The organism is Xanthomonas sp. 60 (genome assembly GCF_011761925.1).
Map to the genome: position 1 here is coordinate 23034 of NZ_JAASQW010000002.1, position 13144 is coordinate 36177.

The following is a 13144-nucleotide window of genomic DNA, read 5'->3' on the forward strand; positions in this document are numbered from 1 at the left end:
GCGATCATGGCAGCACCAGGTCGTCGCGATGGACGACCGTCCCGCCGTAGTTGTAGCCCAGCGTCGCTTCGATCTCGCGCGAGTGCCGGCCGGCTATGCGGCGCACGTCGTCGGCCGCGTACTGGGTGACCCCGCGGGCCACGCAGGCGCGGCCCGATGCGTCGCTCCAGCACACCTGCACCATGTCGCCACGGCGGAACCCGCCCTCGGCCCCGAGAACGCCACCGGGGAGCAGCGAGGCCCCCTTCTCCCGCAGTGCCTGCGCGGCTCCGGCGTCGACGATGATCGCGCCCTCGGCCAGCGGCGCATGCCGCAGCCAATGCTTGCGTGCGGCCTCGCGGCTGCGTGCGGCGTGGATGCGGGTACCGTGCAGGCGGTCCTGTGCCAGCGCGCGCACGACCTCGCTGCTGCGGCCATTGAACAGATAGGTCTGGATGCCCAACCGGCCGGCCTTGGCGGCGGCTTCCAGCTTGGTGCGCATGCCGCCGGTGCCGGCGCGCGTACCCGCGCCGCCCGCCATGGCCAGCACCGCGGCCGTCACCTCCGGCACGTCGTGCAGTGGCCGTGCATCGGGCGCCGTACGCGGATCGGCGCTGTACAGGCCATCGATGTCGGTGGCGATGAACAATGCGTCGGCATCCACCAGGGCGGCCACGGTGGCGGCGAGGTTGTCATTGTCGCCAAGCTTGAGTTCGTCCACCGAAACGGTGTCGTTTTCGTTGACCACCGGCAAGGCCCCCAGCCGCATCAGCTCGCTGAGCGTGGCGCGGGCGTTGAGATAGCGGCGGCGGTTGCGCAGGTCGTCGTGGGTCAACAGGACCTGCGCCACCGGGCGCTCGAAGAACCGCTGCCACAGGGCGATCAGCTGCGCCTGGCCGAGCGCGGCGAGTGCCTGGCGCGCGGCCATGGCCGCGCCCGGGGCGTCGGCACGGGGCACGATGGCGCGACCGGCGGCGACTGCGCCGGAGGAGACGATCACCACTTCGCGCCCGGCCAGCACATTGGCCGAGACGAACTGGGCCAGCCCCAGAGCGTGGCGTGGCGTCAGCCCGCCGCCTTCGGCCGCCAGCAGGCTGCTGCCGACCTTGAGCACCGCGCGGCGCCACGGCGGCACGGTCTGCATGGGAAAGGGCGATGCCGCGTCGTTGCTGTGGAAGGTCATCCGGCTGGACTCACGTCATGCGCCCAGGGCCTGCAGGCGCGCGCGCAGCACGTCCAGCCGCAGGTCGGCTGCCGAGCCCGGCGATACGCGTGCGGCCAGGCTGCCTTCAGGCGTGCGGCCCTGCCCTGCGCTGTCGGCACCGGCGGCGGCGGCCTTGTACGCCTCGCGGAACGGCACCCCGGCCACTGCGGCTTCCACGGCCACGTCGGTGGCATACATGCCCGAGTCAATGCCCGCACGCAGCCGGTCTTCGCGCCATTCCAGGTTGGCCAGCAGCGCCGGCAGCAGTTCCAGCGCCGCCAGGCCGCGCGCGAAGCCATGGAAGAGCGCGCCCTTGGAGGCCTGCAGATCGCGGTGGTAGCCGGAGGGCAGCGACAGCAGCTGTTCGATCTCGGTCCGCGCGGCCGCCACGCTGGCGTGCGTGGCGCGCATCAGTTCGATGACGTCGGGGTTGCGTTTGTTCGGCATGATCGAACTGCCGGTGGTGTACTGCGCCGGCAAGGCGACGAAGCCGAATTCGGCACTGGTGAACAGGGAGAGGTCCCAGGCGATCCGGCGCAGGTCCAGCGTGGCCCCGCCCAATGCCTCCAGCGCCGCCAGTTCGAACTTGCCGCGCGAGAGCTGGGCGTAGATCGGCGAGACCTGCATGCGCGCGAAGCCGAGCGCCGCCGTGGTGTGCTCGCGGTCCAGCGGCAGGTTCACGCCGTAGCCCGCGGCGGTGCCCAGCGGATTGCAGTCCACCAGGGCGTGGGTATCACGGGCACGCACGGCGTTGTCGATGAACGCCTCGGCCCACCCCGCCCACCACATGCCGGCCGAGGACACCACGGCGCGCTGGATATGCGTGTACCCGGGCAGCGGCAGTGCCTTTTCGGCGTCGGCGCGGTCCAGCGCCACGGTCGCGATCTCAAGGCTGAGCTGCGCCACGCGCTGCAGCTTCTCCTTCAGCCACAGGCGGGTGGCGACCAGCACCTGGTCGTTGCGGCTGCGGCCGGTGTGGATCTTGCGGCCCGCATCGCCGAGGCGCTCGGTCAGGCGGGCCTCGATCGCCGAATGGCCATCTTCGTACTGCGCATCGAGCACGAAGCGTCCTGCGCTGAAATCGGCGGCCAGCACCTGCAGTTCGCCGACCAGGCCCTCCAGCTCCTGGGCATTGAGGATGCCGATGTGCTGCAGGCCCTGCGCATGCGCGGTACTGGCGGCGATGTCGTGCAGGAAGAACTCGCGGTCGAGGATGACGTCATCGCCGGCGAGGAAGGTCTGGATTTTCGCATCCACCGCGACACCGGGTTTCTGCCAAAGGAGGTCGGCCATGGGGGCTCCGGAAAAGGTTCGAGTGCAGGGTTCGGAAGACGGTCAGTGCGGGATCGAGAGCAGCTCGTCGATGCCCAGCGCGAGGTTGAGGTTCTGCATGGCCTGCGTGGCCGCGCCCTTGAGCAGGTTGTCCAGGGTGGCCACCACGACCACGCGCTTGCCGCCCGGGGCCAGCGTGAAGCCGCCGATCTGCACCCCGTGGCGCCCGGCGATGCGGCTGACCCACGGCGCTTCGTCGACGACCTCGATGAGCGGTTCGGCGGCATACGCGTGCTTGAAGCGCGCGATGATCTGCTCCCGCGTCTGCACCTGGTTGAGCCACAGGTTCACGGTCATGGTGATGCCGCGGAAATGCGGGGCCACGTGGGGCATGAACTCGACCGGCACGCGCAGGTGCGCGGAAACTTCGCGCTCATGGACATGGTTGGTGAGCGCGTACGGCATCAGGTTGTCGGCAAGCAGCGCCGGATCGTTCTTGTCCGAGGGCGTGGTGCCGGCACCGGAGTAGCCGGACACGCCGAAGCACTGCGGCGGGCCGGCCAGCAGGTCCAGCAACGGGTGGATCGCCAGCTGCATGGCGGTGGCATAACAGCCCGGGTTGCTGATGTGGCGCTGGCCCGCGTACTGCCCGCGGGTCAGTTCAGGAAGGCCGTAATACCAGCGCCCTTCAAACCGGTAGTCCGCCGAGAGATCCACGATCACCGTGTCCGGCTTCGCCGCTTCGATGGCGGCTACGAACGGGGCGGCCAGTCCATTGGGCAACGCGAGGATGACCGCGTCCACGCCCTTGGCCGCCACGGCGTCGGCATCCAGGTTCTCGTACTGCAGCTGTCCCTGGAATTCCGGATGGTGGTCGGACAGCCGCTGCCCGGCGCGTTCGCGCGAAGAAACGAACGCCGGCTGCAGGCGCGGATGCGCGGCCACCAGCTTGATCAGCTCGGCGCCGGTATGGCCGCGGGCACCGACGATGCCCAGGGTGAAGGGTGAAAGGTTCATGCGTGGCTGTCCAGGCGGTGCTGCAGGTGGCGTTTCACGCCCTGCCATTCCGCGTCGATGATGGAGAAGATGACGGTGTCGCGTGGCGTGCCATCAGGATGGCGACGGTGATTGCGCAGCACGCCATCCTGCTTGGCGCCCAGACGTGCGATCGCCGTGCGCGAGGTGAAGTTGAACCAGCTGGTTTCAAACACCACGCTCAGGCATTCCAGCCGTTCGAAGGCATGGTCGAGCAGCATCAGCTTGGTTTCGGTGTTGACCCCGGTGCGCTGTACCGACTCGCCGTACCAGGTGTAGCCGATGCTGAGCCGCGGCACGTCTGCCTGCAGGTCGTAGTAGCGGGTGGTGCCGACGATCTGGTCATTGGCATCGAACACCACGAACGGCAGCACCTTGCCCTCGGCCTGCGCCTGCAGCGCGGCCTGCACGTAGCCGGCCACGGTCTTCGCATCGGGCACCTGGGTGTACCAGAGCTTCGACAGCGCACCGTCACCCAACGCACCGCGCAGCCCATCGATATGGCTCATCTGCAGCGGTTCAAGCCGCGCATGCGTGCCGGTCAGCGTGGGTACCCGGGTCCAGTCTGCGTGGTTCATCGCGCTCAGCCCTCCAGGCTCGGTGCACGCACGGCGCAGTGATCGACATAGGTCCTGATCCGGTCGATGCCATCGGCGCCGTACCAGAACACCTTCCAGTGGCCTTGCTTGTAGCAGCCATCGGACTCGGCGTAGTAGAAATGGTTGATCGGATTGCCGTTGCGCGAGCGCCAGAACAGCTGCGGTGTTTCCTCGCGCATCACGTTCCAGACCGCGCGGCCAAGGCCTTCGCCCTGCGCATCATCGAGCACGGCGAACTTGTCCAGGTACACGCCCTCGGCCTCATCGGTGAGGATCACCGCCGTGCGGTAGTTCTCGCTGACGTACGCGCGCAGCAGCGTGGTCCTCTCGAAATAGTCCGGCACCAGGGTGCGTCCGAAACTGGATTCGATCAGGCCCTTCAGGCGCGGCAGGTCCAGCGCGCTCCAGGCGGTGGCACGCAGCACCTTCTCGCCCTTGCGCACCAGCGTGCCCGAGCCCTTGTGGGTGAACAGTTCCTTGGCCAGGTCGGCCGGGCGGGTGATCGATACCGAGGATTCCAGCGGCAGCCGGTCCAGCAGGTTCTTGATCTGCTCGATCTTGACCTTCATGCCGCCGTGGATCCACGGCTGCTGGATGAGGTCTTCGTACTCAGTGGAGAGGTTGATTGAATCGATGACCGTGCCTGCTTCATCCAGCAGTCCACCGGTGCCGGTCAGGAAGATGATCTTGTACGGCTGCAGCTCCTGTACCAGTTCGTTGGCGGCGAAATCGGCATTGACGTTGAGGATCTGCCCGCCGGCCGTCTCGCCGAGGCTGGTGATGACCGGGATCGAGCCCGCACGCAGGCTGGCTTCGATCGGCGCCAGGTTGACCTTCCTGACCTCGCCCACCAGGCCGTAGATGGCCTGGTCCATGTATGCGGCCTCGAACACGCCCCCGGTGATGGACGTGGCGCGCGCGCCGTTCTGCTGCAGGGCCTCGACCAGGCGTAGATTGGATTGCTGGAACACCCGGCGCACGATCGCCAGTGCTTCCGGCGATGTCACCCGCAGGCCGTTGACGGTCTGCTTTTCAATGCCGGCGGCCGACAGTTCCGCGTCCAGCTGCGGGCCGGCGCCATGCAGCACGATCGGCGTCAGGCCGACTTCCTGCAGGAACGAGAGCGAGGAGGTCAATGCATCAAGATCGTCGCGCAGCACCGCGCCGCCGACCTTGACCACGGCAAAGCGCTTGGCGTCCAGCTGCGAAAAGCGCTTGAGGTACTGGCTGATCTCCTTCGCGCTGGCCATGCTGGAGAGCAGGCGCACGATGGTCTGGCGGGTCTGGCGGTGGGGCTGGAGGGCAGGAGACATTTCGGTTTCGTCACAGGCGGCGGTCGCCGCGTTGCAGGTCCGCCGCGCACAGGCGCAGCGGCGTTGTGGGTCGATCAGGCGCCGGCGGCGATGATCCGGTGTACGGCGGCGGTGTAGCGCTGCAACTGCTCAAGCGTCACGAATTCATCGGCGGTATGCGCCTGGGCGATGTCGCCCGGGCCAAACACCAGCGTGGTGTAGCCAGCGGCGGAGAACAACGACGCCTCGGTCCAGAAGTCCACCGCGTTGCCGATGGGCAGGTCCAGCGCGTCGGCCACGTCGCGTGCCAGCAGGCGACGCTCTTCGGCCTCGGCGATGTCACCGGCAGGCAGGCTCGGGCCGCGGAAGGTCTCGGTGAACAGCGCCGCTTCCGGTTCGGCCAGACCGGCAAAGGTCGCCAGCAGCGCGTCGATGTCCATCGACGGCAGCGGCCGGAAGCCAAAGCGCACCTCGGCCGCCGGCGCGATCATGTTGGCCTTGATGCCCCCGTCCACGCGGCCGATGTTGAAGCGCAGCCCGGTCAGGCCGCCGAAGCGGGCCGAAGCCAGCGATTCCACATGGTCCAGCGCGCGGTTGCCCCAGCGCATGGCCTGGTGCAGCGCGCTGGCGGTGGCATCCTGCTTGCCCGACGCATGGCCGGCACGGCCGGCGAACTGCATCAGCACCGAGCTGATGCCACGGTGCGCGAGCACCGCTTCACTCATGGTCGGTTCGGCCACCAGCACCGCTTCGTACGTGATGCCCCGGGCCAGGAACGCCGCGATGCAGCGCGGATCGTTGGCTTCCTCATCGCTGGAGAACAGGAACGCGGCATCGCCATCGCTGGCATTGGCGGCCGCCACCAGCGCTGCCGCCGCGCCCTTGATGTCGCACACGCCGAGACCGACCACGCGGTCGTCCAGGCGGCGCATCACGTGCGGGTCGGCACTCCAGTGCGGCGAGTCCGGCACGGTATCCAGATGCACGTTGAACAGGTACTTCGGCGTACCGCGCACGGCGTACAGGCTGACCGCGCCGGCGCCATGGTCGATCACCTCGACATTGAACCCGGGCAGGTTGTCGCGCAGGTAATCGAAGATGCCACCGGTGGTGATCGCACGCGGCGGGTTGCGGGTGTCGAAGGACACCAGCGCCTGCAGGTGATCGAGCGTCTGTTCAAGCATGAATCAACAATCCTGTGGATTTCCGCCGGGCATGGCCCGGCGCTACCGGAACGCGTCTGGAGGAGAGCCCCCTTCTTGTTGAAGGGGGCGCGCCAACGGCGCGGGGTTAAGGAGGAATGCGCGGGCAGGTCGATCGCGGCTCAGCCGCGGTTGACCTGCGCATACAACGTCGAGCTCATGCCGAACAGCTTGATGAAGCCTTCGGCCTCTTCCACGCCCCAGTCCGCCGACTGCGCATACGTGGCGCCCTTGGTGTTGAGCAGGTGCGGCGACTTCACCGCCACCGCGTCCACGCGGCCGCCCCGGGTCTCAAGCACGACTTCGCCGTTGACCTTGGCCTGGGAGGACTTCAGGAAGGCCTCGATGTCGGTCTTCAGCGGATCGTGGTAGAAGCCTTCATACACCAGTTCCACCCACTTGCGCGCCACGTCCGGCTTGAAGCGGTTCTGCTGCTTGGTCAGCACGGCATCTTCCAGCGCGCGATGGGCGGCCAACAGCGACACCAGTCCGGGCGCCTCGAACACGATGCGGCCCTTCAGGCCGATCACGGTGTCGCCGGTGTACACGCCACGGCCGACGCCGTAGGGGGCGAACAGCTTGTTGAGCTGGGCCAGGATCTGCTCGCCCGGCAGTGCCTTGCCGTTCAGCTCCACGGCTTCGCCTTCGACAAAATTCAGAGTCACGGTCAGCGGTGCTTCCGGCCATTCGCTGCGCGGTGCGCACCAGCCGCGGGCGCCCTCGCCCGGGGCTTCCCAGCGGTCGATCTCGCCGCCGGACATGGTCAGGCCCAGCAGGTTCTCGTTGATGGTGTAGGCCTGCTGCTTGGCGCGCACGCCGAAGCCACGCTCTTCCAGGTACTTCTGCTCGTAGGCGCGGGTCTGGGTGTGTTCCTTCTGGATCTCGCGGATCGGCGCGATGATCTGGTAATCACCCAGGGCCTTCACCGCCAGGTCGAAACGCACCTGGTCGTTGCCCATCCCAGTGCAGCCGTGGGCGATAATGTTGGTGCCCAGTTCGGCGGCACGCTTGAGCGCGGCATCGACGATCAGGTAACGGTCCGACACCAGCAGCGGATACTGGCCCTGGTAGCCTTCGCCGGCCCATACGAACGGCTTGACGAAGCCTTCCCAGATCGCAGGACCGCCGTCGACGGTGACATGGCTGGTGACGCCCAGTTCGGCGGCGCGCTTCTCGATGAAATCGCGCTCCTCGTCATCCACGCCACCGGTGTCGGCGAACACGGTATGCACGTTGTAGCCTCGCTCCTGCAGGTAAGGCACGCAGAAGCTGGTGTCGAGGCCACCGGAGAATGCGAGAACGACGTCTTTGTTGCTCATGGGGAAGTATCCGTGGGTAGAGCCGGGCACTGCCCGGCTGGAAGGGAATGTGACGCGTCAGCGCCCGGCGAGCGCGGCCATGATCGCCTTCTGCACATGCAGGCGGTTCTCGGCCTCGCTGATGGCGATGCACTGCGGCGAGTCCATCACCGCATCGGTGGCCTTGACGTTGCGGCGCAGCGGCAGGCAATGGCTGAAGACACCGTTGTTGGTGAGCGCCATCTTCCGCTCGTCCACGATGAAGTGCTTGTACTGATCGCGTATCGGCTGCTCCGGCGCCCAGTTGCCGAAGTACGGCAGGGCGCCCCAGCTCTTGGCATACACCACGTCCGCACCGGCATACGCACTGTCGATGTCATGGCTGACCTGCAGCGAGCCACCGTTCTCGGCCACGTTCTGCTCGGCCCAGCCCATGTAGCGCTCGTCCAGCACGTAGTCCGGCGTGGGGCACAGCAGGGTCACGTCCATGCCCATGCGCGTGGCGATGGTCAGCGCGGAGTTCGCCACGGCGGTGTTCAGCGGCTTGGGATGGTAGGTCCAGGTCAGCACATACTTCTTGCCGCGCAGGTCCTGCGTGCCAAAGTGCTCCTGCAGCGCCATCGCGTGGGCCAGTTCCTGGCACGGGTGGGTGATGGTCTCCATGTTGATCACCGGCACCGGCGAGTACTTCGCAAAGCTCTTCAGCACGGTGTCCTCGCGGTCCACCGCCCAGTCCACGAACTTCGGGAAGGCGCGCACGGCGATCATGTCGCAGTAGCGTCCCAGCACCTGCGCCACTTCGGCGATGTGCTCTTCCGTATCCCCGTCCATCACCGTGCCGAGGTTGAACTCGATCGGCCACGCGTCCTTGCCCGGCTGCAGCACGATGGCATGGGCGCCCAGCTGGAACGCGCCGAGCTCGAAGCTGGTGCGGGTGCGCATGGAGGGGTTGAAGAACACCAGCGCGATCGACTTGCCCTTGAGCTGGTCGCCAAGCTTGTTGCGCTTGAACAGCGCCGCCTGGGTCAACAGCGCGTCGAGCTCGCTGCGGCTCCAGTCCTGGGTGTTCAGGAAGTGCTTGTGGGACATCAATCATTCCTTGCGTGGGCGGCGCCGCTGCCGGAGGGCGGACGGTGCTCGGTGGAGGTCAAGAACAACTGCAGATGGAACTCACGGAACGCGGAAACGAAAAAACCCAGCCGGGAGGCTGGGTTTTTTACCGAACAGACAGCACGAGGCTCCGGTTACCCAGCGGAAATGTGGGGTTCCGGTCGGCGGGCACGCGAGGTCATGCCGGTCGCCTGACGGGCGGCGCTGGTCTCGTGCTGGAAGTCGGTTGCGTTCATTCCGGACATGGTGACACGGACGATGGTGCGCTGCAAGGAGCGCAGCAGCCGGGGCCTGTCAGGGGCTGCCCGGGCCCCCCTGCTCCTCGCCCACCCAAGGAGTGATCGAGACGCGGATCTTCAGCCGGTTGCCGGGATCATCCGGCAGCCGCGAGCGGTACTTGGTGCCCTTGTAGACGTAGTCCACGTCGTAGGCGATCGGACGGCGGAACTCGCGCCCGACCGGTACGATGCGGCAGTCGCGGGTCAGCATCGGCCCGGTCGGCGCGGCCGTTGCCGGAACCTCGGCGACAGGCTGGCCCGGCGTGGCCTCGCCCTCGCCTGTCTTGAAAATGGACCGCACCGATTCCCAGAGCCGACCGAAGCGCCCCTTCTCTTCCACCGGCTCCTCGCCGGTCACGTTGACCGGGGCCAGCGTGCGGGTGGTGACCGGCTCGCAATGCTCCTCGGTGCGCGTGGCCCGCAGCGTCTGGAACACCGGCTCGACGTTGAGCACCTGGGCATAGTCGAACTTCAGGTTCTCCACGATGACCACGCGGTTGCGCGGCTCGGCGTCCACCGTCTGCGCATCGACCACGCCGGCCAGCAGGCAGGCCGGCAGCAGGGAGAGCGCTCTGATCGGGCGGGAGAGGCGGTGCACAGCGATAGTGTAGGCAGCGCAGGTGGCAAGGGGCTGAACCTTACCCGTCCGCCGCGCATCCGGCCAGTGCGTGGCGTCACTCCGGGGCGGGCGCACGCCTGCCGAACGTGCCCGAAGGCGCGTGCGGCGCTAGAATCAGGGCCTGTCCCCCACCCTCCCCGCCATGACCCTCCGTCTGCACAACACCCTGACGCGCCAGCTCGAACCGTTCATCCCGCTCGACCCGGCCTGTCCGACCCTGTATGTGTGCGGCCCGACGGTCTACAACTACGTGCACATCGGCAACGCCCGTGGGCCGGTGGTGTTCGGCGTGCTGGCCGATCTGCTGCGGCGTCGCTTCGGCCAGCTGCGCTACGCGCGCAACATCACCGACGTGGACGACAAGATCAACACCGCCGCGCGTGAGCAGAACGTGCCGATCAGCACCATCACCGACCGTTTCGCCGCAGCCTACCGCGAGGACATGGCCGCGTTGGGGGTGGTCCCGCCGGACATCGAACCGGAAGTCACCGCGCACATGCCGCAGATCATCGCGATGATCGGGCAGCTGATCGACAACGGCCACGCCTACGCGGCGCAAGGCCATGTGCTGTTCGCTGTCACCTCCTTCGCCGGGTACGGGCGCCTGTCGCGCCGGGATCCGGACGAGATGCTCGCCGGCGCCCGCGTGGACGTGGCCCCGTACAAGCGCGACCCGGGTGATTTCGTGCTCTGGAAACCCTCCGCCGCGGATCTGCCCGGCTGGGATTCGCCGTGGGGCCGTGGCCGGCCGGGCTGGCACATCGAGTGCTCGGCGATGGCGGCCGCGCACCTGGGTGAAACGATCGACATCCACGCCGGTGGCGTCGACCTGCAGTTCCCGCACCACGAAAACGAAATCGCCCAGAGCGAGTGCGCGCACGGCGGCAAGGTGTTCGCACGGTTCTGGCTGCACAACGGCATGCTCAACTTCGGTGGCGCCAAGATGAGCAAGTCGCTGGGCAACATCGAGCGCGTGCACGACCTGGTCCGCCAGCATCCGCCGGAAGCGCTGCGCCTGGCGCTGCTTTCGGCCCACTACCGGCAGCCGCTGGACTGGTCCGACGGCGTGATCGAGCAGGCCGGGCGCACGCTCGACCGGCTCTACGGGACGCTGCGCGACCTGGCCGATGTCGAGGCCGAGGCACACATTCCCGCCGCCGTGGAAGCGGCGCTGGACGATGACCTCAATACCCCGTTGGCGCTGGCCGAGCTGGCCCGCATCGGCACGGAGGCGCGCCGCGCGGGCACCGCGGCCGAGCGTGCGCGGCTGAAAGCCGAACTGCTCGGCGCCGGCTTGGCGCTGGGCCTGCTGCAGCAGGCGCCCGCAGCGTGGTTCGGTCGTACCAGCGCGGACAGCGATGAGGATGCGCGGATCCAGGCGCTGATCGATGCCCGCGGCGCGGCCAAGGCCGCGCGGGATTTCGCCCGCGCCGATTCCATCCGCGAGGAACTTGCCGCCGAGGGCATCGTGCTGGAAGACACCGCCAGCGGCGTGCGCTGGATCCGCCGCCGCGCCTGATCGCTCGCCGCTCCCCTCCCCCGATTGCCTGAAGACCCCGATGACCGACGCTCCCTTCCCGCTTGAAGCCACACCCGCCGAGGCCCAGGCCGCCATTGCCGAGGAGTTCGGTTTCTTCAGCGACTGGTCCGAGCGCTACCAGTACCTGATCGACCTGGGCCGCAAGCTGCCCGGGTTCCCGGATGCCTGGAAAACCGAAGAGCATCGCCTGCTCGGCTGCCAGTCGATGGTGTGGATCGTGCCGGAAGGCGATGCGCACGCACTCCACTTCCGCGCAGTCAGCGATTCGGCGATCGTGTCCGGGCTGATCTACCTGGCGCTGCGCGTGTATTCCGGCCGTTCGGCGCAGGCCATCCTGGATACGGAGCCGACCTACATCCAGGACATCGGCCTGGCACGCCACCTCTCGCCCACGCGCAGCAACGGCGTCGCTGCGATGCTGGCCTTCATCCGCGAAACGGCACAGGCGCAGCTCCAGCGCGACCCTTCGTGAGTCCTGCGGCGCTGGTCGACGAGGGGGCGCTGGCACTGCTGCGGCGGCCCGGATTCTCACGCCTGCTGGCGTACCGCATCTTCGCGATGCTGTCCTACCAGGTGGTCGCGGTCAGCGTGGGCTGGCATATCTACGAGATCACCCGCAATCCCTTCTCGCTCGGCCTGATCGGGCTGGCCGAGGTGGTGCCGTTCTTCTGCGTGGCACCGTTCGCCGGCTATCTGGTGGATCACCTGCCGCGCCGTCGACTGGGCATGGCCGCGTGCACGGGGCTGGTCGCCACCGCGCTGGTACTGTGCGCGGTATCCCTGCACTGGCTGCCCTTTGACGGGGTGTGGCCGATCTATGCGGCCATCGCGTTGACCGGCATGGTGCGGGCGTTTCTCTCGCCCATCTACAACGCGCTGTTCGCCCGCGTGCTCGACCGCGGCCAATACGCCCGCGGCGCTGGGCTGGGCAGTGTGTTCTTCCAGGCCGGCATGGTCGTGGGTCCTGCGCTGGGCGGCGTGCTGGTCGGTTGGGGCGGCAAGGGCACGGCATACGGCGTCGCCGCGCTGTTCGCGCTGATCGCGATCGGGTGCCTGGCCACGTTGAAGGTCAGCGAACCGGTGCATGCCGGGCCTGCCGCGCCGATCTTCCGCAGCATCGCCGAAGGCGCGCGCTTCGTGCTGGGCAACCGGATCATGGTCGGTGCGATGGCGCTGGACATGTTCTCGGTGCTGCTCGGCGGGGTAGTGGCGATGCTGCCGGCGTTCCTGAAGGAGATCCTTCACTACGGTCCGGAAGGGCTGGGCATCCTGCGCGCGGCGCCGGCGCTGGGGTCGATCGTGGTGGGCGTGTGGTTGGCGCGGCATCCCCTGCAGCAGCATACCGGTCGCGTGCTGCTGTGCGCGGTGGCCGGATTCGGCCTGTGCGTGATCGGTTTCGGGCTGTCGCACCACTTCTGGCTGTCCGCGCTGATCCTGCTGTTCTACGGCGCCTTCGACGGCGTTTCGGTCGTGGTGCGCTCGACCATCCTGCAGCTTGCCACGCCCGAAGAAATGCGTGGCCGCGTGTCCTCGATCAATGGCATCTTCATCAGCTCCTCCAACGAGCTCGGCGCGTTCTATGCAGGCACCATGGCCCGCCTGCTCGGCCTGGTTCCGGCCGTCGTCCTGGGGGGGTTCGCGGTGCTCAGCGTGGCCGGCATCACCGCCTGGAAAAACCCCACGCTGCGCCGCCTGGACCTGCGCGACCTGCAATGA

At 67.8% G+C, this 13144-nt stretch carries 12 protein-coding genes; 3 read left to right on the forward strand and 9 right to left on the reverse strand.

Annotated elements, in window-relative coordinates:
* Positions 1 to 4: 4 nt before the first annotated feature.
* From proB to FHY09_RS04030, 9 genes are all read right to left on the reverse strand, one after another.
* The gene (gene proB / locus FHY09_RS03990; protein WP_166924447.1) at positions 5 to 1162 is read right to left on the reverse strand and encodes a glutamate 5-kinase; all 1158 of its coding nucleotides are present in this window, start codon (positions 1160 to 1162) and stop codon (positions 5 to 7) included.
* A 15-nt stretch (positions 1163 to 1177) separates the two neighbouring features.
* Positions 1178 to 2476, reverse strand: coding sequence for an argininosuccinate lyase (argH, locus tag FHY09_RS03995; RefSeq protein WP_166924449.1), 1299 nt, complete (start codon positions 2474 to 2476; stop codon positions 1178 to 1180).
* Positions 2477 to 2518: 42 nt separating this feature from the next.
* Positions 2519 to 3472 carry an N-acetyl-gamma-glutamyl-phosphate reductase gene (gene argC, locus FHY09_RS04000; RefSeq protein ID WP_166924451.1) on the reverse strand — a complete coding sequence of 318 codons (954 nt, stop codon included), beginning with the start codon at positions 3470 to 3472 and terminating at the stop codon, positions 2519 to 2521.
* On the reverse strand, positions 3469 to 4068 hold the full coding sequence (locus tag FHY09_RS04005; protein ID WP_166924453.1) for a GNAT family N-acetyltransferase: 600 nt from the start codon (positions 4066 to 4068) through the stop codon (positions 3469 to 3471). Before FHY09_RS04005 ends, argC begins: the two co-directional genes overlap by 4 nt.
* A 5-nt stretch (positions 4069 to 4073) precedes the next feature.
* Positions 4074 to 5402, reverse strand: a complete 1329-nt coding sequence (locus FHY09_RS04010; protein WP_166924455.1) for an acetylglutamate kinase — start codon at positions 5400 to 5402, stop codon at positions 4074 to 4076.
* A 74-nt stretch (positions 5403 to 5476) separates the two neighbouring features.
* Positions 5477 to 6565 (reverse strand): acetylornithine deacetylase, encoded by a 1089-nt coding sequence (locus FHY09_RS04015; protein WP_166924457.1) that lies wholly within the window; start codon positions 6563 to 6565, stop codon positions 5477 to 5479.
* Between the two features lie 140 nt (positions 6566 to 6705).
* On the reverse strand, positions 6706 to 7902 hold the full coding sequence (locus tag FHY09_RS04020; protein ID WP_166924459.1) for an argininosuccinate synthase: 1197 nt from the start codon (positions 7900 to 7902) through the stop codon (positions 6706 to 6708).
* Positions 7903 to 7959: 57 nt separating this feature from the next.
* Complete coding sequence (locus FHY09_RS04025; protein ID WP_166924461.1) at positions 7960 to 8970, reverse strand: N-acetylornithine carbamoyltransferase; 1011 nt, start codon at positions 8968 to 8970, stop codon at positions 7960 to 7962.
* A gap of 315 nt (positions 8971 to 9285) precedes the next feature.
* A complete protein-coding gene (locus FHY09_RS04030; protein ID WP_166925481.1) occupies positions 9286 to 9846 on the reverse strand; it encodes a hypothetical protein in 561 nt (186 codons plus the stop codon).
* A gap of 184 nt (positions 9847 to 10030) precedes the next feature.
* On the opposite strand from FHY09_RS04030, the gene cysS reads away from it, so the two are divergent.
* The 3 genes from cysS to FHY09_RS04045 are packed head-to-tail and all read left to right on the forward strand — an operon-like array spanning position 10031 to position 13144.
* On the forward strand, positions 10031 to 11407 hold the full coding sequence (cysS, locus tag FHY09_RS04035) for a cysteine--tRNA ligase (RefSeq protein ID WP_166924463.1): 1377 nt from the start codon (positions 10031 to 10033) through the stop codon (positions 11405 to 11407).
* Between the two features lie 40 nt (positions 11408 to 11447).
* Complete coding sequence (locus FHY09_RS04040) at positions 11448 to 11900, forward strand: SufE family protein (protein ID WP_166924465.1); 453 nt, start codon at positions 11448 to 11450, stop codon at positions 11898 to 11900.
* Positions 11897 to 13144, forward strand: coding sequence for an MFS transporter (locus FHY09_RS04045; protein WP_166924467.1), 1248 nt, complete (start codon positions 11897 to 11899; stop codon positions 13142 to 13144). Before FHY09_RS04040 ends, FHY09_RS04045 begins: the two co-directional genes overlap by 4 nt.

Coding starts and splice junctions, on each gene's coding strand:
- FHY09_RS04005 (WP_166924453.1), bottom strand. CDS start 4,068: ATGAACCACGCAGACTGGACCCGGGTACCCACGCTGACCGGCACGCAT.
- argH (WP_166924449.1), bottom strand. CDS start 2,476: ATGGCCGACCTCCTTTGGCAGAAACCCGGTGTCGCGGTGGATGCGAAA.
- argC (WP_166924451.1), bottom strand. CDS start 3,472: ATGAACCTTTCACCCTTCACCCTGGGCATCGTCGGTGCCCGCGGCCAT.
- FHY09_RS04015 (WP_166924457.1), bottom strand. CDS start 6,565: ATGCTTGAACAGACGCTCGATCACCTGCAGGCGCTGGTGTCCTTCGAC.
- FHY09_RS04025 (WP_166924461.1), bottom strand. CDS start 8,970: ATGTCCCACAAGCACTTCCTGAACACCCAGGACTGGAGCCGCAGCGAG.
- FHY09_RS04040 (WP_166924465.1), top strand. CDS start 11,448: ATGACCGACGCTCCCTTCCCGCTTGAAGCCACACCCGCCGAGGCCCAG.
- FHY09_RS04010 (WP_166924455.1), bottom strand. CDS start 5,402: ATGTCTCCTGCCCTCCAGCCCCACCGCCAGACCCGCCAGACCATCGTG.
- proB (WP_166924447.1), bottom strand. CDS start 1,162: ATGACCTTCCACAGCAACGACGCGGCATCGCCCTTTCCCATGCAGACC.
- cysS (WP_166924463.1), top strand. CDS start 10,031: ATGACCCTCCGTCTGCACAACACCCTGACGCGCCAGCTCGAACCGTTC.
- FHY09_RS04020 (WP_166924459.1), bottom strand. CDS start 7,902: ATGAGCAACAAAGACGTCGTTCTCGCATTCTCCGGTGGCCTCGACACC.